The sequence below is a fragment of the Paraburkholderia ribeironis genome (assembly GCF_900019265.1).
Classification (GTDB): domain Bacteria; phylum Pseudomonadota; class Gammaproteobacteria; order Burkholderiales; family Burkholderiaceae; genus Paraburkholderia; species Paraburkholderia ribeironis.
In genome coordinates this window covers 12,423-38,907 of sequence record NZ_CYGX02000046.1, presented here as the reverse complement: position 1 = coordinate 38,907, position 26,485 = coordinate 12,423, and the positions used below count along the sequence as shown (strand labels likewise).

Genomic DNA, 26,485 nt, shown 5'->3' with positions numbered 1-26,485 from the left:
CTTCCGGGTGTCGCCCGCTACCCGGGCCTCGTACGCGTTGTGCATGGTCCAACGAAAAAGGGACGGCGCCGCCGTCCCTTTGTGACCGATCGCGAGCGTCGGGCAAAGCGCTTCGCCACGTGAAGGGCGAAGCGCCATGGCCGCTTACAGCGAGTAGTACATTTCGAATTCGATCGGGTGCACCGACTGACGATAGCGTTGCAGCTCGCCCGTCTTCAGTTCGATGTACGCGTCGAGCATCGAGTCCGTAAACACGCCACCGCGCGTCAGGAATTCGCGGTCCGCATCCAGCGCGTCCAGAGCCTGGTCGAGGCCGGCGCACACGGTCGGGATCTTTGCGTCCTCTTCCGGCGGCAGGTCATACAGGTTCTTGTCGGCGGCTTCGCCCGGGTGAATCTTGTTCTGCACGCCGTCCAGACCCGCCATCATCAGCGCGGAGAAGCACAGGTACGGATTCGCCAGCGGATCCGGGAAGCGCGTTTCGATGCGGCGGCCCTTCGGGTTCGACACGTGCGGAATACGGATCGATGCCGAACGGTTGCGAGCCGAGTAAGCCAGCTTGACCGGTGCTTCGAAGTGCGGCACGAGACGCTTGTACGAGTTCGTACCCGGGTTCGTGATCGCGTTCAGCGCGCGAGCATGCTTGATGATGCCGCCGATGTAGAACAGCGCGAATTCCGACAGACCTGCGTAACCGTTGCCTGCGAACAGGTTCGTGCCGTCCTTCCAGATCGACTGGTGAACGTGCATGCCCGAACCGTTGTCGCCGACGACCGGCTTCGGCATGAACGTGGCCGTCTTGCCGTACGTGTGCGCGACGTTGTGGATGATGTACTTCATCTGCTGCAGCCAGTCAGCGCGTTGCACCAGCGTCGAGAACTTGGTGCCGATTTCATTCTGGCCCTGGCCTGCGACTTCGTGGTGGTGCACTTCGACCGGAATGCCGATCTGTTCGAGCAGCAGGCACATTTCCGAACGGATGTCCTGGAACGTGTCGACCGGCGCGACCGGGAAGTAGCCGCCCTTCGTGCCCGGACGGTGGCCGGTGTTGCCGCCTTCGAATTCCTTCGCCGACGACCACGGTGCTTCTTCCGAACCGATCTTGATGAAGCAGCCCGACTGGTCCGTGTTCCACTGGACCGAGTCGAAAATGAAGAATTCGGGTTCCGGACCGAAGAAGGCGGTGTCGCCCAGACCCGTGCTCTTCAGGTACGCTTCAGCGCGCTTCGCGAGCGAACGCGGGTCGCGCTCGTAGCCCTTGCCGTCCGCCGGTTCGACGACGTCGCAGGTCAGCACGAGGGTGGATTCTTCGTAGAACGGGTCGATGAAGGCCGTGTTCGCGTCCGGGACCAGCAACATATCCGATGCTTCGATGCCCTTCCAGCCGGCAATCGACGAACCGTCAAACGCATGGCCGCTTTCGAACTTGTCTTCATCGAATGCCGACACCGGCACCGAAACGTGTTGTTCCTTGCCGCGCGTGTCGGTGAAACGGAAGTCGACAAACTTGACGTCCTCGTCTTTGACGAGTTGCACGACGTCGGCCACGGATTTACTCATAACCTATCTCCTGATTAACGAATTCGGCGGATTTCAGCCGCCGCCCAATCTAGCTGACCCGTCCCGGCGCGTCCACCCTCAATTATCGGGAAGGAACATAAATTTGCCGGTGAGTCGATCGATACCAATAAAGCAGCTTCCGTGCCACGTATGCGCCAAGCCGGCGCAAAACCATGCTGTGCGCGCGTTTGCGGGGAATCAGCGCACCGTTTGGTGGGCCACGCTCAAATCCGCGGGCGGCTTTACGCACCATATTCGCGCATTCATCGGACTGAAGGCCTCGACAATCCTCATTCTGGTGCGTGCGGCTCCGAATGCACCGCATTGGCGCATTCGGACTGCAACGCGGGCAACGGGCCGGCCGGGAGGTCACGTGTGCGCGGCGTGCGCCAAGCGCTAGAATAATCTTTTGATCCCAAGGAGAGTGAGCCTCATGAGCACGCTCGAACAGCTGTATGCCAAGGCGGAAGCACGCCGCACCGAGAATCAACTGCCCTACGCGGGCGCGGTATCGCCCGCCGAGGCCTTCGAACTGCTACAACTCGATCCGCGCACGCGTCTGGTCGACGTGCGCACCCGTGCCGAACTCGATTGGGTCGGCCGGCCGGTCGTGGGCGATGGGCAATACGCGCACGTCGAATGGGCGCGCTATCCGGGCGCAGTGCCGAATCAGGAGTTCTTGCAGCAACTGAGTCAGGTGGCGTCGCCCGATACGCCGGTACTGTTTCTGTGCCGCAGCGCCGCACGCTCCAAACTCGCCGCGATCGCCGCCACCCAGGCCGGCTTCGACAAGGCGTACGACCTGCTGGAAGGCTTCGAAGGCGACAAGGACGGCCAGGGACATCGTAAGACGGTATCGGGCTGGTGCTTTCGCGGATTGCCGTGGATCGGCGCGTGAACCAAGCGGGTGACTGCCTGAGCGCGGCCTGATGCCTGATGCCTGATGCCTGATGCCTGATGCCTGATGCCTGATGCCTGATGCCTGATGCCTGATGACGGCTGCGGGCGGCTGCGCTTGCCGCCGTCCCGGCTGCTTTTCTGTGTGCCCCGCTCGTCCCTACGTGCGTGGACGCCGCACCTTCAGGCCTCCCGCGCGATCACAGGCCCATCGTCGGCGCCAGATGTGACAGGCCGATGATGAGCGAGCGCCGCGTCCCGTCAGCGCCGCGCCCCGTCAGTTGCGCGGCTTCGCCGTCGCGATCGGCTCGGGCTCGACGATATCGCCGCCCAATAGATGCACACCTTCGCGCAGCTTGACGAACGCAGCCGCCACCGCTTCCGGCTCGCCCTTCACGCCGAGATCGATGTGATGCCGCGCATACACGCCGCCGCGCTCCGCATCGCCGACACTCGGCAGACTGAAGACCCGCACGCCCGGAAAATCGCGTTCGATTTTTTCCATCAGCGGCGTTACGCGCGATTCCGGCAATTCAAACACCAGCAATGATTTCTCCGCATGCGGCATCGCATGATGCAGATGCACGTACTGCGAATCCAGCACCCATTCGATCATCGGCCACGCCATCACCGGGAACCCCGGCACGAAATGGTGATGCCGGATCGAGAATCCGGGAATCTTGTTGTAGCCGTTCGGAATGATCGACGCGCCTTGCGGGTACGTGCCCATGTTCAAACGGTGGCGGTTTTCCGGCGAGTCGAGATCGAGCGGCGCCGCCGCGTTCCCCGGATACGTCTCGCGGATGCGTTCCTGGATCAGCTTCGCGGCCTCCGGATGCAGTTCGAGCGACACACCGAGCGCAGCCGCCGCGCATTGGCGCGTGTGGTCGTCCGGTGTCGCGCCGATGCCGCCGGTTGAAAAGACGATGTCGCCCGACATGAACGTGCGCCGCAGCGTCGCCGTGATGCGCTCCGGATCGTCGCCGATGTACTCCGCCCAGCCGAGCGACAGCCCACGCGCGCGCAGCAATTCGATGACCTTCGGCAGATGCTTGTCGACTCGCCTGCCCGACAGGATTTCGTCGCCGATGATAATGACGCCAAATGCCATTGCGGCCTCTTTCGTTTGATCAGTAGGGAACCGGCGCCGCGTGATGCACGCCGCCGGGCGCTTCCGCGCGCATGCGTTGCAGCGCACGCAAACAGTAGTAGCCAAACCACAGCGCCGAAAACACGAGAATGAACGCGTAGATCCAGATGGTCACCGCCGTGATCACCGGGAACAGCACGATCAGCCAGACCGACGACGCCCACAGCAGCGTAGGCAGCGAACCCAGCAAGCCGCTCGCAATCCCGATCAACAGCAACGGCAGCCGGAAACGGCGCACCAGCACGCGCCGCTCGTCGCGTGTCGCATGCAGCGCGAGGGCGTCGTAGCTCATCACGCGATAGGTGAGCCAGCCCCACAGCAGCGGCGGAATCAGCGCGAAGAACGGCGGCACCAGCCAGAGCGGCAAGGTGACGATCAGCAAGACGAGACACAGCAGCGTGGTCCATAGCGCCTGGCCAAGACTACCGTACCACGTTCCACCGCGCCGCATTTCGAGGCCAGGGAAGTGCCGCGTCGACAGGAAGCGGATCACGGACGGCATCGACAGCGAGGCGATCAGCAGCAACACCGTGACGACGATCAGCGGGATCGCCATCGCAATCACGATAAACGGCGCGATCGCCGCATGCAGCGCCGAAAAACCCAGCCAGTCAAACAGATGGTAAAGCGTGACCGTAAACGACCAGCTTTCGAGCCATTCGCGAGTCATGCCGATCAGGGTCTGCCAGAAAAACCACAGCATCACGCCCCACCCGACCGCAGCCGCGCAAAACGGCATGAAGGTCAGCCAGAGCATGCGCGGGTGGAGCGCGCTTGCGAGCGCGCGTCCGAACGAGCGCAACAGATCATTCATGCGAGCCAGTGCCGGTGAACGAAACGATGGAAGGAAGGAAAGCGCGCGGCGAACCGGCCGCAATACCGGGAAAGCCGGGAACACGCGCGCAAGTGTGAACAGGATAAACCACGTGACGCGCCGCCGGGCAAACCGGCGGCGTGGGAGGAAAGAGGCTCAAACGGCCGCGGCGTCGTTGCTTTCGCCGGGACCGGCTGCGCGCTTCGGCGCCAGGCGCGCGGCGATGCGCACGAACGCGAGCCAGTGCTGCGCCCAGAATCCGTCGCCATAGCGACGGCCTTCGAGCTGATCGCTGATACCGGTCGGTTCCATGTCGCGGCTCCAGGACACGCTGCGAAACAGCATGTCCCACCACGGGAAAAGCACGCCGAAGTTGCAACCGTACTTCAGCCCTTCGTGGCCGTAGCCGATTGCATGGTGACGGCGATGGAAGGTCGGGCTGACGAGCAGCCGCTCGCCGAGCCAGCCGAAGTACAGCCGGATGTTCGCGTGCTGCACGCTCTGCGCGAGGTTCGTGATGGCAACCAGCACGACGAACTGCGACGGCGGCACGCCGATCACCAGCGCGATCGCTGCGAAGAACGACGCCTGCAGCAGATTGTCGAGCAGATGGTTGCGGTCGTCGGACCACAGCGACATCTGCCGCTGGCTGTGATGCACCGCGTGCAATTCCCACCACACGCCGAACCGGTGTTCCCAGCGGTGATACCAGTAACCGGCGAAATCGAGCACCAGCAGATACATCACGAACGTGACGAGCGGCTGCGTGGTCACGCCGGGCCACAGATTGTCGAAGTCGATATTCGCGATGTTGTGCAGCCGCAGCCAGGCCTGCACGTTGTCGAAAAACGGCTGCAACGCGAAGAAAAAGAACAGGTTGAGAATGCCGAGCTTGACGATCCACGTGTACAGCACGTCGACGCGCACCGCCTTGCGGTTCTCCCACCGTTCCACCGGACGCAGCGCCTCGAGCGGGCGCAGGATCGCGTACATCGCCAGCACTTCGAGCACACCCACGATCACCCAGTACAGGCTGTTGTAGGTGTCTTCGTCGTAGTCCATCAGGTTGAAGCGAAACAGCAGCGGCTGCACCACGTCGACGTACAGCAGCGTCTGCACGGCTGAAACGAAGTTGTCGAGCGAAGAGAAAATCAGATGGAACATGGTGCTCGCCTGGTTACTTCATCCGTGATGGCTCGGCTCGATGCGGCATCCGAACAGCACTAAGCGCCGTTCGGCGCCGTCACCGGCGCGCGATCGAAGAAATAGATGCCGTGCGGCGATCGGCCGACGGCAATGGTCTGGATCAGCTTGCGCGTGTTCAGGTCGATGATGCCGATGTGCTTCGCGAAGCGGAACGTCACCCACAGATAGCGTTTGTCGGCGGAAAGTTCCATGTCGTCCGGTCCGGGCATCAAACCGGTGATGTCGCCGACGTTGGTGAGCGTGTCTTCGTCGATGATGCTGATGGTGCTTGCGACGCGGTTTGATACCGCGACGTGCTTGCCGTCCGCGAGCGAACGGAAGTTGTGCGCGCCGTTGCCCGTCTGGATGGTCTTGACGATCTTCTGGTTGTGCCAGTCGACCACCGCGACGTAGTCCGCGCCGGTCATGCCGACCAGCAGATATTTCTCACCCGGCGTCATCCACAGGCCGGCCGGCACCTTGCCGACCTTCATCTTCCACTTCACGGTTTGCGTGGCGAGATCGATCGCGGCGAGTTCGCCGGAGACCTGCAGCGTGACGAACACCGTCTTGCTGTCGTTCGTGAACGCCATGTGGCTCGGCATCACCGCGAGCGGCAGGCGCGAGGCGAGCGACATCTGGTTCTTCTGGCCGTCGTAGTGATAAATGTCGAGGCGGTCCAGACGCAGGCCGGTGGTAACGAGCCACTTGCGGTCAGGCGAGAAGCCGATCTGATACGGGTCCTCGATGTTCTCGACCCAACGCTGCACCTGGCCGGACTTCGGATCGACGAACATCAGATTGTTCGACACCGAATTGGCGACGATCAATGACGAATTGTCCGGCGTGGCCATCAGGTGATGCGGTTCCTTGCCCGTCGGCACCGTGGCGACGACCTGGCGGCTGGTCTCGTCGATCAGGCTCAGCGTGGCTTCGCCGGAATTGAGCACGATCACGTCATTGGCGTGAGCCGCGGGAGAAAAAACGCCTGCGGCGGCAACCAGCGCCGCGCTTGCGGCGAACGTGGCAGTCAAGCCGGGAAGAAAATATTTACGCATGAAAACTCGCTTCGGAGAACGACCGTCATTGTAGAACGTTTGCCAGCGCCAGAGGTTGACGTAGGTCGGTGCACGGTGCGTTGGAAATGAAAGGCACGATTAAATTCAGCCGCGTTCCGGGGACGACGGTTCAGACACGGCAATCGACGCTTATCTGGCCGAGGAAACAATGTGCGCATCACTCTCGTCATGCGCGCCCCTATCCCATTCGGCCAAACATTTAAATACTCGCAAATCTCGACAAATACTTTTAGGAGTGGATCAGACCGCCCTGTAATTTATATATCACTCTGAGAATTCCCTACTTATTAATTCAGATAACCCATCATCTTTATTCATTTAAGAGTTCGCTGATATCCGCGCGACGCTGACGGACTCGATAATCCAACCCTCATCACCCTGACACTCGTTTCTGTGGATCGATGGCGTGACGCGGGTGTTCCGGACGTGCAAGAGACACGAAAGCGCGAGTGCGGATGGAATCGCCAGCTATTGGCTTTCATGTTTTTACGGTTTATCAGGGCGATGGAATCCGACTAACCACCTTGAATCACGTATCGTCCACGCGCGCAAATAAAGTGGAGGCAATAACGCAATGAATAAAAATACTTCGGTCGCCTGGTATGGAGCGGCGCACGCGTGGCTGGCCGTATCCGGACCGGCAAACTTAAGGGAAAACCGTGCGGCGGCGCGAAAGAAGGCCATCGTGCAGGGCGTGCTGACCGCGGCGGCGTTCGCGTCCGCAGCGCCAGCGGCCCACGCCGCCGGCTTTCTCACGCCGGCCCCGGCTGGTGTCGGCGCGAATGGAGTTATCACACTGGCGGCCCTCGATCCCATCGAGTTGGGTACGACAGCGAGCGCATCCGGCGACTATTCGATTGCGATTGGCGAGCAGGCGGCTGCGCTGGACGACAGTTCGGTCGCGCTCGGCACGCAAGCCAACGCGCAGGGCAGCGGCGCGATCGCCGTCGGCCCGAACGCGAGCGCGCAGGGCAACGGCGCGATCGCAGCAGGCGTGAACGCCACCGCCCAGAGCGAGGGCGCTATCGCGGCAGGCTTGAACGCCAACGCACAGGGCGTCCATTCCATCGCGTCAGGTGCGGGTACGACGGCGGCAGACGCGGCGTCGTCCGCTTTCGGCGCACTGGCAACGGCTAGCGGCTTTGGGTCCACCGCAGTCGGCTACCACGCGCAAACCAGCGGCAGTGCGGCCTTCGCTGGCGGCATGTCGGCCCTGGCAGCGGCCGACTACAGCATTGCGATCGGCAACCAGGCCGCCGTCAGCGGCGTGGGCGGGATCGCAGTCGGCGCATTCGCGCAAGCGAGCGGCGCCAATGCGAGCGCGTTCGGCTACGGGGCCATGGCGGCGGGCCTCGGCGCCGTGGCAATCGGCGACCATGCCAACGCCAGTGCCGCCAATGGCGTCGCGTTGGGCGCGAACTCCGCGACCACCGCGGATCTGACTCAACCCGCTTTTGCTCCGATGGATTCGGACTTCACCTTGATCGCGGCTCCCGACCCGACCGGCGAAGTCTCGCTAGGCTCACCGCACAACGAGCGCCGCCTGACGAATGTCGCCGCGGGCGCGGCGCCGACCGATGCCGTCAACGTCAGCCAGTTGAGCGCGCTCGACGGCAAGGTCGAGGCGATTGTCGAAAGCGGTACCCAGCATTACTTCAAAGCCAATGGTCCAGCCGACAGCTCCGACGACGCCGTCGCCAGCGGAACGCACGCGCTCGCGGCAGGTGCCGGCGCGAGCGCGACTGGTACCGATGCGGCCGCGCTCGGTGCCGCCGCAGTCGCCGGAGCAACCGGCTCGACGGCGCTCGGAGCAAGTGCCGCGGCTGGCGCGCTGAACGCCACTTCAGTCGGCACATCGGCCTCAGCAAGCGCTGCGAACGCGACCGCGATCGGCGCGTATTCGGCGGTGACCGGCGACGGTAGTGTCGCGCTCGGCTACGCGGGGTCTGCCAGCGCTGACAACGCCGTCGCGCTCGGCCAGAACTCGGTGGCTGACCGCGCGAACACGGTGTCGTTCGGCACAGCTGGACAGGAACGCCAGCTCACGAACGTCGCGGCCGGCACCCAGCCGACCGACGCGGTCAACCTGAGCCAATTGCAGGCCGCGAGCGCAAACGCATCGCGCTACTTCAACGCGAATGGCAACGGCCTCAACGATGGCAGCGACAACGCATTGGCTGTTGGCAGTGACGCGGTCGCTATCGGCAGCGCGGCGCTCGCCTCTGGCGAGGCCGGCGTCGCCGCTGGCATGGGTTCGCTGGCGCGCGGCGAGTTCAGCACAGCCATCGGCGGGCTCTCCGCGGCTTCAGGCGACGGCTCGACCGCGCTCGGCTACCACGCGAATTCCTCGGTCGCAAACACCGTCGCGCTCGGCAATGACGCGAGCGCCGTTGCCGTCGGCGCGGTCGCACTCGGTCAAGGCTCGATCGCCGATCGCGCGGGCACCGTTTCGATCGGCTCCGCTGGCAACGAACGCCAGCTAACGAACCTCGCCGCGGGCACCGCCGATACCGACGCGGTCAACCTCGCCCAGTTGAAAGCGGTGAACGCACAGGGCGCGGCCACCGCCGCGAAGCTCGACGGCGCGCTCATGTACGACCTGAACGCCGATGGCAGTGTCAACCGCGCGAGCGTCACGCTTGGCGACGCAGCAAGCAGCGGCACCGTCATTCACAACGTCGCCGACGGCGTGAGCGCCTCTGATGCGGTCAATCTCGGTCAGTTGAACGCGGCCGTCACTGGCGCCGTCAACCATGCCGTGCTCGATGCGGTTAGCGCGGACAACACGTTCCTCAGTGCGCAAGGCGATCACGCTACCGAAGGCGCCGTGTCGTCAGGCCCACACGCGGTCGCGGCGGGCGCGAACGCGCAGGCCACCGGCGCGAACGCGGCGGCCTTCGGGGCGAATGCGATTGCCGGCGGCAACAACGCCATCGCGCTTGGCACGGCAGCGAACGCGAGCGCCGACAATTCGGTCGCATTGGGCCAAGGCTCGATCGCGGACCGGCCGAACACGGTATCGGTGGGCAGCGTCGGTCAGGAGCGGCAGGTCTCCAACGTTGCCGCCGGCGTGCGAGGCACCGACGCGGTCAACGTCGATCAATTGCAGCAGAGTATCGGCGGCGCGGTCGGTCAGGCGAACCACTATACCGACGACCAGATCCGCTCGGCCCGCCGGGATGGATACGGCGGCACGGCCACCGCGTTGGCGATGGCGGGATTGCCGCAGGCGGTTCTACCGGGTCGTGGGATGGTCGCGATGGCCGGCGGCACGTATGGCGGCCAGTCGGCTTTGGCAATCGGCGTGTCGCAGTTATCCGATACCGGCAAGTGGGTCTACAAGGTGCAAGGCGCCACCGATTCACGCGGCCAGTTCGGCGCGTCAATCGGCGCCGGCGTGCATTGGTAGGTCGAAATTACGGAGCGATCCGCTTTAGAGCCGCCGCCGCAATGGCCCGCGCATCGTGGCGGCGGCAAAGCGCGCGGGTTGGAAGAAGGCCGGCGTCGGTTGCGCGCGACTTCATTCCCACAAGGGTTGGAGTTGCGCGCGCCCATGGTCCGCGCGCAGGCGCAACATCGGAACTTTCGTTCTCGCCATCTCACGCACGCGGTCACGCGGTCACGCGGTCACGCGGTCACGCGGTCACGCGGTCACGCGGTCACGCGGTCACGCGGTCACGCGGTCACGCGGTCACGTGGTCACGCGGTCACGCGGTCACAGTCGCTCGGTCACACGGTCACACGGTCACACGGTCACACGGTCACACGGTCACACGGTCACACGGTCGCAAGGTCGCAAGGTCACACGGTCACACGCTCACACCGCCACATTAGCGGCCAACCCACCGCTCAGCGCTGCATCGACTCCCACACCTTGTACAACCGCTTCACCGAAACCGGCATCGGCGTACGCAACTCCTGAGCGAACAGCGAGATGCGCAACTCCTCCAGCAGCCAGCGAAACTCCGACAAACGCGGGTCCAGCACGCCGCCGCGCTGCGCCACCGCACGCTGATAGTGCTGCAACAGCGGCTGATACTCGGCGAATTGTCGGGCGTCGCGTGCGGGGTCCGCCCTCAGCTTGTCGACGCGCAGCGCGATCCCCTTCAGATAGCGGGGGAAGTGCGTCAACTGGGCATACGGCGTATCGACCACGAAGCGCTTGCCAATCAGCGCATCGAGCTGATTCTGCATGTCGGCATGCGCAGCGGTGAACGACTTCGCCTGCACCAGCTTCTTGGTTACGCTCGCGTATTCGCTGAGAATCTGCCCGACCAGCCGGGCGATTTCCTGCGCGAGCAGCGTCAGACGGCTGCGACCCTCGTCCCGTCGCGCATGAAAACTGACGTCATCATCCGGCAGCGGATCCTGCAGACAGGCGCGGTCGAGCGCGGTGTCGACCAATTGATCGCGCAGCTCTTCCTGCGTGCCGCGCGGCATGTACTGCATCGCCATTTCACGCAGACCCGGCAGGTTCTTCTCCAGATACCTGATCGGCTCCTTCAACTGCAACGCGAACAGCCTGCGCAGTCCCGCGCGATGAATCCGCGCGGCTTCATCCGGCGAATCGAACACTTCGACGTCGCAATGCGTGCCGCGATCCACCAGCGCCGGATAGCCGAACAGCGTCTGCCCGCCACGGCGAATCTCGAGCAATTCGGGAAGCTTGCCGAAATTCCACGTGGTCAGCTTTTCGTACAACGCCGTGCCCGCCGCGCCCGCCGTGCCATCCTGCGACGCGGTTTGCGGACCGGACGCGGCCGCGCCCTTGCCGCGCGCCGCGGCACCACCTGCACCGGCAGTCTGCGACGGCGTCGCCACGCCGCCCCCGGCATCCGCCAACGCCGCGCCCGCCGCGCTCGACGCGATCTTCTGGAAATGCTGCTGCGCCTGGCCGCCGAGTTCGGCACGCAGTTGCGACAGATTGCGCCCCATCGCAAGCTGCCGCCCGTGTTCGTCGATGACCTTGAAGTTCATGAACAGATGCGGCGGCACGGTCTCCAGCTTGAAGTCCGACTGCTTCGTCGCGACCTGGGTTTGCTCGCGAACATCGACGATCAACGACTCGAGCAAACCGCCCGCGCCGAAGCGCGGCCCTGCGTGCCGGTCGACGAAACCCGCCGCGTAGTCCGGCAGCGGCACGCAATGACGCCGCAACTTCTGCGGCAAAGACTTCAGCAACAGTTGCGTCTTCTCTTTCAGCATGCCGGGCACGAGCCACTCGCAGCGGCGCGCGTCGACCTGATTCAGTGCATACAGCGGCACGGCGAGCGTGACACCGTCGCGCGGCGCTCCCGGCTCGAAGTGATAGGTGAGCGCCATGTCGACGCCCGCCATCGTCATCCGTTTCGGGAACAGATCGGTCGTCACACCAGCGGCTTCGTGCCGCATCAGATCGTCACGCGACAGATACAGCAGCCGCAATTTGTCTTCCGGCTGACCGCTCTTTTTCACCTCGTCGCGATACCAGCGCTCGAACGCCGCGCCGGTGTAGATGCCGTCCGGCAGCGCCTCGTCGTAGAACGCGAAAATCAGTTCGTCGTCGACCAGCACGTCCTGGCGGCGCGACTTGTGTTCCAGCTGCTCGATCTCGGCGAGCAGCTTGCGGTTATGCGCGAAGAACGCGAGCTTCGTCTCGAACTCGCCTTCGACCAGCGCACCGCGAATGAACAGCTCGCGCGCACGCGCCGGGTCCTGGTTGCCGAAACTCACGCGCCGCCGGTGGTAGATCGGCAGACCGTACAGCATCGCGCGCTCGAACGCCGACACCTGTGCCGCCCGCTTCTCCCAATGCGGCTCGGAGAGCGACTTCTTCAGCAAATGCGCGCCGATCTTCTCGACCCACTCCGGCTCGATCTTCGCGATGCAACGCGCGTACAGACGACTCGTCTCGACCAGTTCGGCTGCCATCACCCACTTGCCCGCCTTCTTCACGAGCGCCGAGCCCGGCCACAGATAGAACTTGATGCCACGCGCACCGAGGTAATACGGTTCGTCGTCCGCCTTGAGACCGATGTTGCCGAGCAGACCGGTCAGGAGAGCGAGATGGATCTGCTCGAAGGTAGCCTCCGCTTCATTCAACCGCCAGCCATGCTCGCGCACCACCGTCAGCAACTGCGAGTGCACGTCGCGCCATTCGCGCAGCCGCAGCTGCGACAGAAAGTTCTTGCGGCATTCCTCGTGCAGCTGTTTGTTCGACTTCTTGTGCGCGACCGCCTCGTCGAACCAGTTCCAGATTTTCAGCCATTGCAGGAATTCGGAACGCTCGTCGGCGAACCGGCGATGCGCCTGGTCAGCCTGCTCCTGCGCGTCGATCGGCCGGTCGCGCGGGTCCTGCACGGACAACGCGCTAGCGATGATCAGCACTTCTTTCAACGCCTGCTGATCGCGGGCGGCCAGAATCATCCGGCCGACGCGCGGATCGAGCGGCAGGCGCGCCAGTTCACGGCCAAGCGGCGTGAGCCGGTTGTCGTCGTCGACGGCGCCGAGCTCGTTGAGCAGCTGGTAGCCATCGGCGATCGCGCGGCCGGGCGGTGGTTCGATGAACGGGAAGGTTTCGATCGCCGTCAGATGCAGCGACTTCATCCGCAGAATCACCGATGCCAGCGACGAACGCAAAATTTCCGGATCGGTGAAGCGCACGCGGCCCTGGAAATCGCTCTCCTCGTACAGCCGGATGCACACGCCATCAGCGACCCGGCCGCAACGCCCTGCCCGCTGATTCGCGGCGGCCTGCGAAATCGACTCGATCTGCAGTTGCTCGACCTTGTTGCGGTACGAGTAACGCTTCACGCGCGCTAGCCCCGTATCGACCACATAGCGGATGCCGGGCACCGTCAGCGAAGTTTCAGCGACGTTGGTCGCGAGCACGATGCGGCGCGCGTTCGAAACACGAAACACACGCTCCTGTTCGGCCGCGGATAGCCGCGCGAACAGCGGCAGAATTTCTGTATGCGGCGGGTGATGCTTGCGCAGCGCCTCGGCGGCATCGCGAATCTCGCGCTCGCCGGGCAGGAACACCAGTACGTCGCCGGGACCTTCGCGGCAGAGTTCGTCGACCGCATCGACGATGGCCTCCATCAGATCGCGATCGGCTTCGCGCTGGGTCTTCGGGCGCTCGCGCGACGACGCAGGCGAGGTGCCTGACGTGCCCTGGGCCGCTTTCATCGCCGGGCTGTCTTCCACGACCGGCCGGTAACGCACTTCAACCGGATAAAGCCGCCCGCTCACCTCGATCACCGGCGCGGGTTTCTCTTCGCTGCCAAAGTGGCGCGCGAAACGATCGGCGTCGATGGTCGCCGAGGTCACGATCAGCTTCAGATCGGGACGCTTGACGAGGATTTCCTTCAGATAGCCGAGCAGGAAATCGATATTCAGGCTGCGCTCGTGCGCTTCGTCGATGATCAGCGTGTCATACGCTTTGAGCAGCGGATCGGTCTGCGTTTCGGCCAGCAGGATTCCGTCGGTCATCAGCTTGACCGACGCACCCGGCGCCAGGTTGTCCGTGAAGCGCACCTTGTAGCCGACCACTTCGCCGAACGGCGTGCCGAGCTCTTCGGCGATCCGGCGCCCCGTCGCCGACGCCGCGATGCGGCGCGGCTGCGTGTGGCCGATCAGACCCGTGCCGCCTGCGCCGAGGCCGCGTCCCAGCGCGAGACAGATTTTCGGCAACTGGGTGGTTTTGCCGGAGCCGGTTTCGCCCGACACGATCACCACCTGATTTCCGGCGATCGCCTTCGCGATCTCATCGCGGCGGCCGGACACCGGCAGCGCTTCGGGGAACGTGATCGGCGGGATCGGATTCGGTTCGACGACGCGCGGCGCACGAGGCGCACGCGGCGCACGCGGCGCAAGCGGCGCGCGGGGTTCCCGCGGCTCACGCGCTTCCCGCGGTTCACGCGCTTCACCGCTCGGCTTACTGGCCTCCCGCTGCTCGGGGCCGGCGGCCGTGCGTTCAGCGCCGCCCGCTTGCGACGATTTTCGGGCAGGCGCGCCAGATTCGCGACGCGGCTCGCGCGCCGTGTGCGGCGCGTTGGGCTCAGCATCGTGTGCCGCGCGGCGCCGCGTGGCGCCGGCGTTCTTCTGATCGGCGGCCGGCGCCGGATTCTCGTTCGCCGCAGCGGGACTTTTGGGTACATTCGACATGGGGGCGCATTATAATCCCCGGCATGAATTCCCAAACCGACCTCGTCCCCGCGCCCGCGAGCGTTCCGGCCCCCGCCGGAGCAGCGGAAGACCTCGCACAGCATGCGCAATTCGTCGACTGGATGCGCTCAGTCGCACCTTACATCCATGCGTTCCGAAACAAGACGTTCGTGGTCGGTTTCGGTGGCGAGGTGGTACATCAAGGGCTCCTGAACGCGCTGGTGTCCGATATCGCGCTGCTTCAGGCAATGGGCATCCAGATCGTGCTGGTGCATGGCTCGCGACCGCAGGTCGAAGAGCAGATGAGCTTGCATGGGGTGGAATCCGAGTTTTCGCATGGCATGCGCATTACCGATGCCCGCGCGCTCGAGTCCGCCAAAGAAGCGGCCGGCGAAGTGCGTCTGGACATCGAGGCCGCGATCAGCCAGGGCTTGCCGAACACGCCGATGGCACACGCGCACATCAGCGTGGTGTCGGGCAACTTCGTGACGGCGCGGCCGGTCGGCATTCTGGATGGCGTCGATTTCCAGCACACCGGCGTGGTACGCAAGATCGACGCCGATTCGATCCGCCACTCGCTCGCGAGCCGCAAGCTCGTGCTGCTATCGCCGCTCGGCTTCTCGCCCACCGGCGAGGCGTTCAATCTTTCGATGGAAGACGTGGCCTCGGCCGCGGCGATCGCGCTGCGCGCCGACAAGATCGTGTTCCTGACCGAAACGCCGGGGCTGATGCAGGCCGGCGAAAACGGCGCGGAACTGATCCGCGAACTGTCGCTCGACGACGCGTACAAGCTGCACGAAAGCGGCGAAGTCACCGGCGACGCGGGCTTCTACCTGAAGCATTCGATCCGCGCGTGCCGGGGCGGCGTCGCACGGGCGCACATCATCCCGTACGCGCTCGACGGCAGCCTGCTGCTCGAACTATTCCTGCACGACGGCGTGGGCACGATGATCTCGTACGAGAACCTCGAAAGCCTGCGCGAAGCCACGCCGGACGACGTCGGCGGCATTCTCGCGCTGATCGAGCCGCTGGAAGCGGACGGCACGCTGGTGCGGCGCGGCCGCCACCAGATCGAACGCGACATCGACCATTTCTCGGTGATCGAGCACGATGGCGTGCTGTTCGGCTGCGCGGCGCTGTATCCGTATACGCAGGAGCGCATCGGCGAAATGGCGTGCCTGACGGTCGCGCCCGAAGCGCAAGGCACCGGCGACGGCGAGCGCCTGCTCAAGCGCGTCGAGCAGCGCGCTCGGGCGCGCGGCCTGACGCGCATTTTCGTGCTCACCACGCGCACCGAACACTGGTTCCTCAAACGCGGTTTCGTCAAGGTCACGGTCGACGACTTGCCTGAAGACCGCCGCAGACTCTATAACTGGCAGCGCAAGTCGCTGGTGCTGATGAAACAGCTCTGAGCGGCGCTCAATCAAGCGTCTGGCCGCCCCACATCGATTACAGGAGAAGCACAGCATGACTCGTTTGGTTCAATGCGCGAAGCTCGGCAAGGAAGCCGAAGGCCTCGATTTCCCGCCGCTGCCGGGCGAACTCGGCAAGCGGATCTACGAAAGCATTTCGAAGGAAGCGTGGCAGGCCTGGTTGAAGCAACAGACCATGCTGATCAACGAAAACCGTCTGAACATGGCGGATCCCCGCGCACGTCAATACCTGATGAAGCAGACCGAAAAGTTCTTCTTCGGTGAGGGCGCGGATACCGCGTCGGGTTACGTGCCGCCGTCGGCCTGAGCAGGCGTTCGGGCAACACCCTCTCGTATAGACAGAAAATCCGCGCCGCGAGCGCGGATTTTTTTGGGGTTTTTTGGGTGTCCGTATTTTGCGGTTGATACAGGCGTTCTCCGCAGCATCGCAAAAATCGGGCGCCGACCGTCCGTCGCACGGGGGAGGCATTTCGGACCCGAAGCTGTCACTCAGTTTTCTCCCAAGCGACCATTCGCCATCGGCCATCGCAAGGCCGTTTTCGAAAGTGAGCATTTCGGTGGAATTTCGTTACAGCTTCTCCGTAGCGAGTCTCACGCCCAACCCGGCGAACAACGCGCCCATCGCCTTGGTGATCCAGGTCGAGACGGTGGGGCTACGCCGAAGAACATTGGTCAACTGGGACGCGATAAAAACATAGATGACACTGGTCGCTATCCCGACCATGTTGCCAGTCACGCCAAGAGCAAGGAGATGCTTCATTGGGTCCGAGTCGTGTGCGCTCAAAAACTGAGGAAGCAGTGCAAGGTAAAACAACGCGACCTTGGGGTTCAATACGTCGCTCAGAAATCCCTGCCAGAAGATACGCCGCAAAGCGACCTCTTTTGCGCCACCACCCTCCGGGAAAACGAGCCCGCCTTTGGTCCGCAGAGCGCCCCATCCAAGATAGATGAGGTATGCCGCACCAGCACACTTCACCACAGAAAATGCTGTTGCTGATGCTAAAACCAACGCTGATAACCCGCTGGCAGCGGCAAGCAAATGTACATACGCGCCAAGGTTAATGCCAAACGCTGCACTCAACCCAGCGGATCGACCTTGGGCAATCGACCGTCCCAGCAGAAAGAGCATGTCCGGTCCTGGTACGAGACAGAGCACCACGCTGGCGCCAATGAACAGCATGTAGGTATGTGCACTCATAAAGGCCCCTCTTCAATTCAAGTGGCCTAATCTACCATCGCTTCTGTCGTCGATTGCGAATCGATTGCGCTCTCCGCATACGTCTGCTGGGCAAACCTAAAGAACAATCTTTCCGTAAAAGACTGGTTTGACCGATCCCGTCAGAAAAACGCTGCCGATGCCGTCCCATTGCACCTTTACCGTCCCCCCGTCGCACTGGACTTCGACCGTGTCATCCAAAAGGCCGCGTCGAATTCCTCCAATGGCTGCTCCACAACAACAGGAGCCCGATCCGAGCGGTATACCGCCTCCACGTTCCCAAATGCGCAAGCGGATTCGACCACGATCGATAACCTGTACGAAGTGCACGTTAGTCCTATTGCGGAAAAGCGGGTTGGTTTCGATCATTGGTCCAATAGCGGCCACGTCCACGGACCCCAAATCCTCAACGAAAAACGTGCAATGCGGATTGCCCATGCTACAGGCAGTGGGGTTGCCGGACAGGGGGAGCGCAGTGGTGTCCATTTCCTCGGTGAGGGGAATGTCTTGCCAGTTAAGCAGAGGCTTTCCCATATCGACCGACACGCGTTGATCCGCGTCCCGCGTGCAGGTAAGCAAGCCGCGATTAGTTCTTAGCACGACGGTAGGCTTATTGATTTCGTGCATGAGCATATCCGCGACGCCTCGGGTTGCGCTCCCACAGGTATCAAGCATGGACCCGTCGGCATTCCAGAACCGTAAGCGTACTGCCGCATCATCGCAGTCAAGCATGACGGCAAGCTGATTGAACCCGATTCCTCTATGTCGATCACCCATACTGCGAGCTACCTCACTCGTTATCGGATCGGCTTTGCCGCGCAAATCCAAAATAACGAAGTCGTCGCCGTGCGCATGCATCTTTACGAAATGCATAGTCATACCGTTGGCCCATTCTTGAATATGCGGCAGATTGTTGACGATCTAGCAGGGCGCGTCCACCGGCCGATTGTGGTCGTTCAGCGACACCTCTATAGCCACTGGCATCCCGCCGCATTCACTGCGCCGCACAATGACAACTCAACCGCCGAATACGGATACCCAGCTTTTCACCTTTTTCGCATGGATGGATGGCCGCCGCGCGCAACGGCGCGTGCCTGAAACGCGCATTACCGGCGAGCCGTGCAAGTGGCCCGCAAACCGGCCGGCAGATTTCTGCCGGCCCGTTCTGTTACATGAGCAGCGTGTCGAAAGTCGCGCTCACCTGCGCGCCTTCGACCCGCAGCATTCCCGCGCAGACCGGCAACCTGAAACGGCGCGGCCCCGCGCTGCCAGGATTGACGAATAGCACGCCATCGCGCTCACTGATCGACGGCTTGTGCGAATGGCCGCTCACCACCACGCCGACACCCTCGCTGCACAGATCAGCGCCCAGCTCGGCGATGTCGTGCACGACGCGTATCGTCACCTGCTGCACGGTCAGTGTCGCATGCGTCGGCAAGGACGCAGCCCAGTCGCCGGTGTCATTGTTGCCGCGCACCGCCGTGACCGGCGCGATCTTCCTCAGCGCATCCAGCACCGCCTGATTGCAGATATCGCCCGCATGAATGATCAAGTCACAGCCGGCCAGATAGACGAGCGCTTCGGGCCGCATCAGATTGTGCGTATCGGAGATGAGACCGATGCGGGTCGTCGGCGAGCGTGAGTGACGCGAAGTCATAGCGTCGGGTTCCGACGAGTTGGCGTCATTCGGCCTCCTTCGGCATCATCCCGCCTCATCCGCCCGACCCGGCCCGCTGCCCGCGAGGCGGCCGGCACTGGCCGCCTCGCGCGGAGCATGCGCCGCGTCGCGCCCTGCACGACGATCGACACCACCGCCGCGCACGCGAAACTCAACCAGACACCATAGCGCGGCAGCATCGTCGCGGCCACCGCGAAGAACGCGGCGAACGAGCCACGCCCGATCACCATGCCGCGCATCAGCAACGCGACGAAGTCCACGCCGTGCGCGCGCTGCGCCGACACCGCGAGCACGATGCCAAGCAATGGAAACACCGACAGCAGCCCGCTCCAGGTCGCGCCCATCGACACGGACATGGTCGTCACCATGACGGTCAGCAGCGCGCCGGCCAGCATGCGCACGGCCAGATCGACGCGCCCGCCACGCGCCGCCGGCACGGCGCCCGTCACCCGTGGCAGGCAGCTTTGCGAGACCGCCACGGCCACGCATGCCGCGGCCATCGCCGCCACCAGCGAGCCTGGCAAAGGCGCGGACAGATGCGCAAGCAACAGCGCCGCACCCAGCCATCCCGCCATGCCGGCAGCCGTCGCGAGCGGCCATGCAAAGCGTCGGCAGGTCCACGCATAGGCGAGATTGAATGCTTCCGACGCGGCGATCGCCGCTATCGAGGCCACCGACGCCTGCGCCGCGAACGACGGCCCGCGCTCCAACGCAAGCAGCAACACGATCGGTCCGGCGACGACCGGCAGCCCCGCCAGCCATCCCGCCACCGACGGCCCCCACACGCGTGCGGCCACCGTCAACGCGGCGAGAAAAGCCGGCACCAGCACGAGCTTCAGCGCGAGCAGCATGCCTATGCTTCCAGCACGTGTTCGATGCGCCGATCGGGCACCAGCCACCAAGCGGCGGTGAACGTATAAAGCGCCGCCGAGCCCCACGGTACGACGAAGGCCAGCGCGATGCCGGCAAGATACAACACGACCGACACCTTGCCCTTGAAGTCGCTGCCGACCGCCTTGGCGATGGTCGACCCCTTGCCGTGTTCGCGGATCAGCATGCGCGTCAGAATGAAATAGGCGATCGCGGCCATGAAGAGCACGACGCCGTACATCGCGGTCGGCCACGCGGCCAGATGCGTTGCGCCGATCCAGTGCGTGACGACCGGCATCAGCGAAAGCCAGAAGAGCAGATGAAGGTTGGCCCACAACACCGCGCCGTTGACCCGCTGCACGGCATGGAACAGGTGATGGTGATTGTTCCAGTAGATGCCGACGTAGACGAAGCTCAGCACGTACGCGCAGAACACCGGCGCCACCGGACGCAGCGCGGCGAGATCGAAACCTTGCGGCACCTTCAGCTCGAGCACCATGATCGTGATGATGATGGCGATCACGCCATCGCTGAAGGCCTCGACACGTCCCTTGCCCATCGGTGGGTTTCCTGATGACGAATGCGGTTGGGCGCACAGCTCGGCCGTGTCCCGCAGACGACCCGCGCCGCTGCCGATTATCCGCGATGCCGCGACGCTTTGTCGATGCGCGAGAGCGATGCGCTACGTGGCGCTACGTGCCGCTACGTGGCCCTGCGTGGCGTGCGCCACCATGCGACGGCCCGGCAGCGCACGCCGGGACTGACACCCGCCGCGCGTGCGCCGTTCAACTCGACACGTCGCCCGGGTAGTACACCGCGAGCCACACGCTCGGTTCGCTATCGCTCGTCCATGCCACGCGGTGTCGGCAATGCGCGTCGATCAGCACATGGTCGCCGGGCTTCATCGAATGCGGCTGCGCGTTGCCTTCGAACTCGAGCGTCGCCGCGCCGCTCAGCAGCACGACCCATTCGGCGCGCGGACTGTCATACCAGAAGCCCGGCGCACTGGCCTGCCCGGTCGACACGATGCGCTCGATCGTGACGCCGCGCTGCTCGACGAGCGCGTCGACCCGCTCGCCGGCGCATGCGGGTATGGATGTGGCTGCGTTGAAGTCGAACAGATTGCCGGTGGCGAGTACGTGTTTCATCGATCGTGTCCGAGCTGATTCCGCGCCATGGGCGTCGTGCGCGCCTGCTGCTCACTTCATCGGTTTGAGCCCATCGAGCAAGGTGGGCACCAGCTCGCTGATGGTCGGATGAACGTGCATCGCGTATTGCAAGGTCGGATACGGCGCGCCCGCCGTCATGATGTCGACGAACGTGTGAATCGCCTCATCGCCTTCGATGCCGTGGATCGCCGCCCCGAGAATGCGCCTGCTCTGCGCGTCGACCATCACCTTCATGAAGCCGTCGGTCTCGCCGCGTTCGCGGGCGCGACCCACGCGCGACATCGGCATGGTAGCGATCAGCGCGTCGCGGCCGGTCTTGCGCACCTCGTCCTCGGAGAGCCCGACGCGTGCGAGCGGTGGATCGACGAACACCGCGTAGGTCATGATCCGCGTGTCGACGCTGCGCGTGCCGCCGTCGATCAGGTTGGCCGCGACGATCTGGAAGTCGTCGTAGGAAGTATGGGTGAACGCGCCGCGGCCGTTGATGTCGCCGATCGCCCAGATGCCCGGCACATTGGTGCGCAACTGGCCGTCGACCGGAATCGTGCCGTGCCGGTCGGTCGCGATGCCCGCGGTGGCTAGGCCGAGGTCATCGGTATTCGGCGCGCGGCCGGTCGCGAATAGCAGATGCGACGCCTCGAGCGCCGGCATGTTCTGCTCGAAGCCGATGCACACGTCATTCGCACGATGCGGATGTGGCTCGACCCGCGCAGGCTGCACGCCGAAGCGGAACTCCACACCGTCGCGTGCCAGCACCTTGCGCACCGACTCCGCGAAATCGGCGTCCTCGCGCGTGAGCACGCGTTCGCCACGCACCAGCACCGTCACGCGGCTGCCGAAACGGCGAAACACCTGCGCGAATTCGAGCGCGATATAACTGCTGCCGACGATCACCAGATGACTCGGCAATTCCGTCAGTTCGAGCAGACTGGAGTTGGTGTGGTAGCGGATCCGTTCGAGACCTTCGAGCGGCGGCACGATCGCGCGTGTGCCGGTGTTGAGGAAGATTTCGTCGGCGCTGAATTCAGTCAGCACCTCGCCGTCCGGTCCGCTGAGCGCAAACGTATGCGCACCGGTGAAGCGCGCGTGGCCGTTGAATACGGTGATGTTCTGGGTGCCGCGCAGCCATTTCTCGACCCCGTCGCGCGACTGTCCGATGATCCTGTCCTTGCGCGCCTTGACCGCCGCGAGATCGACGCTGACCGGGCCGCTCACCTGCACGCCCAATTCCGCGGCATGGCGCGCCACGTGCGCGGCACGCGCGCTAGCCACATACGACTTGGTGGGTGTGCAGCCGACGTTCACGCAGGTTCCGCCAAAGGCCGCGCGTTCGACCACCGCGGTTTTACGCCCGCTTTGAGCGAGACGCACGGCAAGCGGCGAGCCGCCTTGTCCGGTACCGATCACGACTGCGTCGAAGTGCTGTGGCATGACGACTCTCCCGAGGCTTGGGTGCAGGTCGTAGCATCTTACCCTTAGTGCCTCGCGTCGCCACGCGGTGCCGCTGATTGCGGCGGATCTGTTTCAGTGGGGGTGGGTTCAGGGGTGCATTCAGGCGTGGCAGTGCACGGCGCAAATCAGTTCGCGCGAGCGTTGCAGCGCGGCCTGCGCGCCGCGCGCCGCCACGACCCAGCCGACCTGGCCGAGATTGAAATCCTGCGCCACCATCACCTGCATGAGCGCGACCATCGGCAGCACCACCGACGGTCGGTACAACTGGTTTCTGATCAAGGCTGGCATGACGACTCCCATCGCGCGGCGCCGCTTCGGCACCGCGCTCAATATGCATTTCGATGGGAGGATTGTATGAAGCGGACAGCTACGGATAAATACCGCGAACGCGAAGTCACTTGTTGACCAATCCGAACAATCGCGCCAGCGGACCGTCTATCTTGACGGATCGATGGCGCGCTCGCCCGCCTCGCGGGCCGACCGGCGAGCGCCTGACAGTTTGATGAATGCGCGCGGGCGGCCGCAGCCACCCGCTCGTTCAGGGCGCGCTGGCCATGCTCATCTGCGCGTCGCACAGGCAGCGTGCATACGCGCTCGCGCCAACCGGCCGGCTGTACAGATAGCCTTGCTGCTTATCGCAATTGATCGAGCGCAGGAAGGCGGCCTGCTCGGCGGTCTCCACGCCTTCCGCGGTGACGTTCATGCCGAGCGAATGCGCCATCGCCACCACCGCCTGCGTAATCGCGACCGAGTCGCGATGATCCGGCAAGCCCGCGACGAACGAGCGGTCGATCTTCAGGTTATGCAGCGGGAAGCGCTTCAGATACGACAGCGACGAATAACCGGTGCCGAAGTCGTCGACCGAGATCCGCACGCCCATCTCGCTCAACGCGCTCAGCATGGGCAGCACGGTGTCGCTGTCATGCATCAGCAGCCGTTCGGTGATCTCCAGTTCGAGCGCCGCCGGCTCGAGTCCCGACTCCGACAGACAGCGCTGGACGCGCTCCAGCAGCCCGTCGTTGAATTGCCGTGGCGACAGGTTCACCGCGACGATCAGATCCGGCGCGAGCGTGCGCCGCCATTGCGCGACTTGCGCGCAGGCCCGCGCCAGCACCCAGTCGCCGATCTCGGCGATCAGCCCGGCGTCTTCGGCCACCGGGATGAACTCCCCCGGCGACACATTGCCCAGATCGCTGTTGTACCAGCGCAGCAGCGCTTCCGCGCCGATCGTGCGGCCGTTCTCGCTATCGACGATCGGTTGATACACCAGACTCAGTTCTTCGGCGGCGAGCGCGCGCCGCAACGATTGCTCGATCGTAAAGCGGCGTTGCAGATGCTGATTCAGCTCGGCGGTGAAGAACTGGAAGTTGTTGCGGCCGCGCTGCTTGGCGTGATACATCGCCGAATCGGCGTTGCGCATCAGCGTGGCGGCGTCCTGACCGTCTTCGGGAAACTGGCTGATGCCGATCGACGCCCCCAGGTAGTACTCGTTGCCCGCCACCGCGAACGGCACCGCGATCATGTCGAGGACCCGGTGCGCGAGTCCGATCAGACGCCCGGTCGTTTCGTAGGCGCTGACGACGATCACGAACTCGTCGCCGCCCACGCGCGCCAGCGTGTCGTTGCGCCCGATGCACGCCGACAGCCGCTCGGCCACGCTGCACAGCAGCGCGTCGCCGGCCTCGTGACCCGCCGTATCGTTGACCTTCTTGAAACCGTCCAGATCGACGAACAGCACGGCGAGGCTCGCCAGTCCGCCCGAGCCGTCGGCCGCAACAGGCGCGAGCAGATCGCGCATGCGCTCGCTGAGATAGGCGCGGTTGTACAGGCCAGTGAGCGAGTCGCGGGTGGCGAGGAACTTGAGCTGCCGTTGCGCCTCGCGTACCGGGCCGAGATCGGTGAACGAGATCAGCACCGAGTCCGGCTCGGTGTCGCCCGGTCGGACGATCGGCACCACGTTCTCCGTGATCCAGACGATGTCGCCGTCGATCAGCTCCACGCCGATCGTGACACCGAGCACGGGTTTGCCGGTCGCCAGCACCTGGATGATCGGGCGCTGGGCATCGGTGACGATCGAGCCGTCCTCGTGGAACGCGCGCAGCATCACGGTTTCGATGCTGCGGCCGATGACCTGCGGCGTCGTGCGCAGCATGCGCTGCGCGCTCGGATTGCAGGCCAGCACCACGCCCGAGCGCGACTGCACGAGAATGCCCTCGCTCAGATGATCGACCACCAGCCGGTGATGCTCTTCGCTATGGGCGAGACGCTGCGCCATCGTGTCCTGATGGACCGCAAGACCGACGCTGTTGCCGATGTCGCGCAGCAGCGCCTGTTCCTCGCGGCTGGGACGGCGCGACGTGCGGTAGTACACCGCGAACGCGCCGAGCACCGCGCCAGCGTCGTTTTCGAACGGCACGGACCAGCACGCGCGCAAGCCGAGCGGCAACGCGAGATGCCGGTAATCCGCCCACAGCGGATCGGTTTCGATATCTTCGACGACGACGAGGCGCCGCTCGTACATCGCGGTGCCGCACGATCCTGCGTGCGGACCGATCGCGACGCCGTCGATCGCGGCGCTGAAATGCGGCGGCAGCGACGGCGCGCCACCGCACCTCGCGTGCACGCCATCGGCGTCCAGCAGCAGGATCGAACAGGACGCGCCTTCACCGAGCAGCGCTTCCGCGCGGCGGCACACCTCGTCGAGTAATTCCGGCAGCGGCGTATTGCGCGTAATCAGCCGCAACACGCTACGCTCCGACGCCAACACCTCTTCGGCCAGATCCGGCTGGTAGCGGGTGCCCTGTGGCGTCGCTCCCATGGTGCAACCTGATGTTGCTTCACAGCTCATATATGCGCCCCCCAACCCAACATCGGCACGTTAGTGTAAGCGGCACACTGGGGTTTACGCGAATCCGACGTGGAATATTTGGGATGCATGGATTGGCGGTGCTCGGGGCGGGGTTGCGGCGCGGTGTACGCCAGGCTTGTGGGTGCCCGCAAGCGCTCCGTTCGCATAGTCCGCAACCAACGTCCTGGCAGGTTGCCGCCTGCCTCATGCGACGCAAGATCTGGTAAGGACCTGAAGCAAGTCAGGCGTTTTTCAGGGGTCTGCATCCCGGTCATCCGGTCGATCATTCACGGCATGAACAACCCACGCACTGCCGCGACCGCCATGAAAGTATTCCGCTCACTTCTGATCGCCGGCCTGATGCTCACGCATCTGCCTGCCCACGCGACGAGCTTCGACTGCAACCGGGGACGTTCGCTGACTGAAAGAATGATCTGCAACGATCCCGCGCTGTCGAAACTCGACGACACGTTGGGGCAACTGTACTGGAAAGCGCGTCGGCGAGTTATCGACCGGCGCGCGTTTCTCAGCGACAGCGACAGCGACAGCGACAGCGACAGCAAGTGGGCATGGCGGGAAGCGAATTGTCGCGATCTCGAGTGTCTGGGAACCTGGTACGCGACGCGTATCGACGAGTTGCAACGGCTGATCGAGAGCATGCGGACGGGGCCGCCGCCCGAACCGTCCGTTGCTCCGGGCGCGCCGGCTACTCCAGTCACGCCGGTCTTTGCAGACGACCGGCGCAGACCATCGATGGCGGCAGCGCATGCCGCCGGACCAGCCGTGCTTCAATGCACGGCCGCCAATCCTGGGCTCGTCGTCAGTGAGCAGTGCTCGACCGTGATCGGGCAGAGCCCCAACCCGTGGCACGACAAGCCGCGCGATAGCGACTGGTTCTGTGGTGTCGCCATGTTGGCTCCGCCGCAAATGCAGGCGGATGCCGCGCCATAAGGTGGTGAGTTGGCAGTGCGTCGGTGGTGCTTCGGTGG

At 64.1% G+C, this 26,485-nt stretch carries 21 protein-coding genes; 6 read left to right on the top strand and 15 right to left on the bottom strand.

From position 1 onward, the window contains the following. Positions 1 to 144 precede the first annotated feature (144 nt). Positions 145 to 1,560 carry a type I glutamate--ammonia ligase gene (glnA, locus tag BN2475_RS20725; RefSeq protein ID WP_064268939.1) on the bottom strand — a complete coding sequence of 472 codons (1,416 nt, stop codon included), beginning with the start codon at positions 1,558 to 1,560 and terminating at the stop codon, positions 145 to 147. A gap of 433 nt (positions 1,561 to 1,993) precedes the next feature. Here glnA and BN2475_RS20720 point away from each other — a divergent pair, with 433 nt between their 5' ends. Beyond that, complete coding sequence (locus tag BN2475_RS20720; RefSeq protein WP_094781374.1) at positions 1,994 to 2,458, top strand: rhodanese-like domain-containing protein; 465 nt, start codon at positions 1,994 to 1,996, stop codon at positions 2,456 to 2,458. Between the two features lie 276 nt (positions 2,459 to 2,734). Here the strand turns inward: BN2475_RS20720 and BN2475_RS20715 are convergent, their stop codons facing one another. From BN2475_RS20715 to BN2475_RS20700, 4 genes are all read right to left on the bottom strand, one after another. After that, positions 2,735 to 3,568, bottom strand: a complete 834-nt coding sequence (locus BN2475_RS20715) for a competence/damage-inducible protein A (protein ID WP_094781373.1) — start codon at positions 3,566 to 3,568, stop codon at positions 2,735 to 2,737. Positions 3,569 to 3,587: 19 nt separating this feature from the next. Next, positions 3,588 to 4,421, bottom strand: coding sequence for an EI24 domain-containing protein (locus BN2475_RS20710; protein WP_094781372.1), 834 nt, complete (start codon positions 4,419 to 4,421; stop codon positions 3,588 to 3,590). A gap of 156 nt (positions 4,422 to 4,577) precedes the next feature. Then, positions 4,578 to 5,585, bottom strand: coding sequence for a sterol desaturase family protein (locus BN2475_RS20705; protein ID WP_094781371.1), 1,008 nt, complete (start codon positions 5,583 to 5,585; stop codon positions 4,578 to 4,580). A gap of 59 nt (positions 5,586 to 5,644) precedes the next feature. Continuing rightward, entirely contained in the window at positions 5,645 to 6,664 is a 1,020-nt protein-coding gene (locus BN2475_RS20700; RefSeq protein WP_094781370.1) for a YVTN family beta-propeller repeat protein, read from the bottom strand. Between the two features lie 595 nt (positions 6,665 to 7,259). Between BN2475_RS20700 and BN2475_RS20695 the strand changes: the two genes are divergently transcribed. Beyond that, entirely contained in the window at positions 7,260 to 10,094 is a 2,835-nt protein-coding gene (locus BN2475_RS20695) for a YadA-like family protein (RefSeq protein ID WP_094781369.1), read from the top strand. 440 nt (positions 10,095 to 10,534) lie between these two features. Here the strand turns inward: BN2475_RS20695 and hrpA are convergent, their stop codons facing one another. Continuing rightward, positions 10,535 to 14,830, bottom strand: coding sequence for an ATP-dependent RNA helicase HrpA (gene hrpA, locus BN2475_RS20690; RefSeq protein ID WP_094781368.1), 4,296 nt, complete (start codon positions 14,828 to 14,830; stop codon positions 10,535 to 10,537). Positions 14,831 to 14,853: 23 nt separating this feature from the next. On the opposite strand from hrpA, the gene argA reads away from it, so the two are divergent. After that, a complete protein-coding gene (argA, locus tag BN2475_RS20685) occupies positions 14,854 to 16,242 on the top strand; it encodes an amino-acid N-acetyltransferase (RefSeq protein ID WP_094781367.1) in 1,389 nt (462 codons plus the stop codon). 55 nt (positions 16,243 to 16,297) lie between these two features. After that, a complete protein-coding gene (locus BN2475_RS20680) occupies positions 16,298 to 16,570 on the top strand; it encodes an oxidative damage protection protein (protein WP_094781366.1) in 273 nt (90 codons plus the stop codon). Positions 16,571 to 16,831: 261 nt separating this feature from the next. Here BN2475_RS20680 and BN2475_RS20675 read toward each other — a convergent pair whose 3' ends face one another. Both BN2475_RS20675 and dapF read right to left on the bottom strand, forming a co-directional pair. Next, a complete protein-coding gene (locus BN2475_RS20675; RefSeq protein WP_094781365.1) occupies positions 16,832 to 17,461 on the bottom strand; it encodes a LysE family translocator in 630 nt (209 codons plus the stop codon). Between the two features lie 96 nt (positions 17,462 to 17,557). Beyond that, complete coding sequence (gene dapF / locus BN2475_RS20670) at positions 17,558 to 18,358, bottom strand: diaminopimelate epimerase (RefSeq protein WP_094781364.1); 801 nt, start codon at positions 18,356 to 18,358, stop codon at positions 17,558 to 17,560. On the opposite strand from dapF, the gene BN2475_RS34540 reads away from it, so the two are divergent. Beyond that, positions 18,242 to 18,577 carry a hypothetical protein gene (locus tag BN2475_RS34540; protein WP_162494337.1) on the top strand — a complete coding sequence of 112 codons (336 nt, stop codon included), beginning with the start codon at positions 18,242 to 18,244 and terminating at the stop codon, positions 18,575 to 18,577. The two genes, dapF and BN2475_RS34540, sit on opposite strands and share 117 nt — an antisense overlap. A gap of 70 nt (positions 18,578 to 18,647) precedes the next feature. On the opposite strand, the gene BN2475_RS20665 is transcribed toward BN2475_RS34540, so the two are convergent. From BN2475_RS20665 to BN2475_RS20635, 7 genes are all read right to left on the bottom strand, one after another. After that, entirely contained in the window at positions 18,648 to 19,136 is a 489-nt protein-coding gene (locus BN2475_RS20665; protein WP_094781363.1) for a metallophosphoesterase family protein, read from the bottom strand. Next, on the bottom strand, positions 19,133 to 20,008 hold the full coding sequence (locus BN2475_RS20660; protein WP_245841442.1) for a hypothetical protein: 876 nt from the start codon (positions 20,006 to 20,008) through the stop codon (positions 19,133 to 19,135). The genes BN2475_RS20665 and BN2475_RS20660 overlap by 4 nt, the downstream gene beginning before the upstream one ends. 2 nt (positions 20,009 to 20,010) lie before the next feature. Then, positions 20,011 to 20,586, bottom strand: coding sequence for a TMEM175 family protein (locus BN2475_RS20655; protein ID WP_094781362.1), 576 nt, complete (start codon positions 20,584 to 20,586; stop codon positions 20,011 to 20,013). Between the two features lie 226 nt (positions 20,587 to 20,812). Continuing rightward, positions 20,813 to 21,175 carry a cupin domain-containing protein gene (locus BN2475_RS20650; protein ID WP_094781361.1) on the bottom strand — a complete coding sequence of 121 codons (363 nt, stop codon included), beginning with the start codon at positions 21,173 to 21,175 and terminating at the stop codon, positions 20,813 to 20,815. A gap of 51 nt (positions 21,176 to 21,226) precedes the next feature. Then, positions 21,227 to 22,627, bottom strand: coding sequence for an FAD-containing oxidoreductase (locus BN2475_RS20645; RefSeq protein ID WP_094781360.1), 1,401 nt, complete (start codon positions 22,625 to 22,627; stop codon positions 21,227 to 21,229). Positions 22,628 to 22,747: 120 nt separating this feature from the next. Then, positions 22,748 to 22,936, bottom strand: coding sequence for a hypothetical protein (locus BN2475_RS20640; protein ID WP_094781393.1), 189 nt, complete (start codon positions 22,934 to 22,936; stop codon positions 22,748 to 22,750). Positions 22,937 to 23,186: 250 nt separating this feature from the next. Then, positions 23,187 to 25,496 (bottom strand): putative bifunctional diguanylate cyclase/phosphodiesterase, encoded by a 2,310-nt coding sequence (locus tag BN2475_RS20635; RefSeq protein ID WP_094781359.1) that lies wholly within the window; start codon positions 25,494 to 25,496, stop codon positions 23,187 to 23,189. Positions 25,497 to 25,820: 324 nt separating this feature from the next. Between BN2475_RS20635 and BN2475_RS20630 the strand changes: the two genes are divergently transcribed. Further along, positions 25,821 to 26,447: a lysozyme inhibitor LprI family protein gene (locus BN2475_RS20630; protein ID WP_094781392.1), complete on the top strand. Its 627-nt coding sequence runs from the start codon at positions 25,821 to 25,823 to the stop codon at positions 26,445 to 26,447. The last annotated feature ends 38 nt before the right edge of the window (positions 26,448 to 26,485 follow it).

Bases quoted from the DNA above. Each gene is read 5' to 3' on its own strand.
- glnA (WP_064268939.1), bottom strand. From the start codon at position 1,560: ATGAGTAAATCCGTGGCCGACGTCGTGCAACTCGTCAAAGACGAGGAC.
- BN2475_RS20720 (WP_094781374.1), top strand. From the start codon at position 1,994: ATGAGCACGCTCGAACAGCTGTATGCCAAGGCGGAAGCACGCCGCACC.
- BN2475_RS20715 (WP_094781373.1), bottom strand. From the start codon at position 3,568: ATGGCATTTGGCGTCATTATCATCGGCGACGAAATCCTGTCGGGCAGG.
- BN2475_RS20710 (WP_094781372.1), bottom strand. From the start codon at position 4,421: ATGAATGATCTGTTGCGCTCGTTCGGACGCGCGCTCGCAAGCGCGCTC.
- BN2475_RS20705 (WP_094781371.1), bottom strand. From the start codon at position 5,585: ATGTTCCATCTGATTTTCTCTTCGCTCGACAACTTCGTTTCAGCCGTG.
- BN2475_RS20700 (WP_094781370.1), bottom strand. From the start codon at position 6,664: ATGCGTAAATATTTTCTTCCCGGCTTGACTGCCACGTTCGCCGCAAGC.
- BN2475_RS20695 (WP_094781369.1), top strand. From the start codon at position 7,260: ATGAATAAAAATACTTCGGTCGCCTGGTATGGAGCGGCGCACGCGTGG.
- hrpA (WP_094781368.1), bottom strand. From the start codon at position 14,830: ATGTCGAATGTACCCAAAAGTCCCGCTGCGGCGAACGAGAATCCGGCG.
- argA (WP_094781367.1), top strand. From the start codon at position 14,854: ATGAATTCCCAAACCGACCTCGTCCCCGCGCCCGCGAGCGTTCCGGCC.
- BN2475_RS20680 (WP_094781366.1), top strand. From the start codon at position 16,298: ATGACTCGTTTGGTTCAATGCGCGAAGCTCGGCAAGGAAGCCGAAGGC.
- BN2475_RS20675 (WP_094781365.1), bottom strand. From the start codon at position 17,461: ATGAGTGCACATACCTACATGCTGTTCATTGGCGCCAGCGTGGTGCTC.
- BN2475_RS34540 (WP_162494337.1), top strand. From the start codon at position 18,242: ATGTCGATCACCCATACTGCGAGCTACCTCACTCGTTATCGGATCGGC.
- dapF (WP_094781364.1), bottom strand. From the start codon at position 18,358: ATGACTATGCATTTCGTAAAGATGCATGCGCACGGCGACGACTTCGTT.
- BN2475_RS20665 (WP_094781363.1), bottom strand. From the start codon at position 19,136: ATGACTTCGCGTCACTCACGCTCGCCGACGACCCGCATCGGTCTCATC.
- BN2475_RS20660 (WP_245841442.1), bottom strand. From the start codon at position 20,008: ATGCTGCTCGCGCTGAAGCTCGTGCTGGTGCCGGCTTTTCTCGCCGCG.
- BN2475_RS20655 (WP_094781362.1), bottom strand. From the start codon at position 20,586: ATGGGCAAGGGACGTGTCGAGGCCTTCAGCGATGGCGTGATCGCCATC.
- BN2475_RS20650 (WP_094781361.1), bottom strand. From the start codon at position 21,175: ATGAAACACGTACTCGCCACCGGCAATCTGTTCGACTTCAACGCAGCC.
- BN2475_RS20645 (WP_094781360.1), bottom strand. From the start codon at position 22,627: ATGCCACAGCACTTCGACGCAGTCGTGATCGGTACCGGACAAGGCGGC.
- BN2475_RS20640 (WP_094781393.1), bottom strand. From the start codon at position 22,936: ATGCCAGCCTTGATCAGAAACCAGTTGTACCGACCGTCGGTGGTGCTG.
- BN2475_RS20635 (WP_094781359.1), bottom strand. From the start codon at position 25,496: ATGAGCTGTGAAGCAACATCAGGTTGCACCATGGGAGCGACGCCACAG.
- BN2475_RS20630 (WP_094781392.1), top strand. From the start codon at position 25,821: ATGAAAGTATTCCGCTCACTTCTGATCGCCGGCCTGATGCTCACGCAT.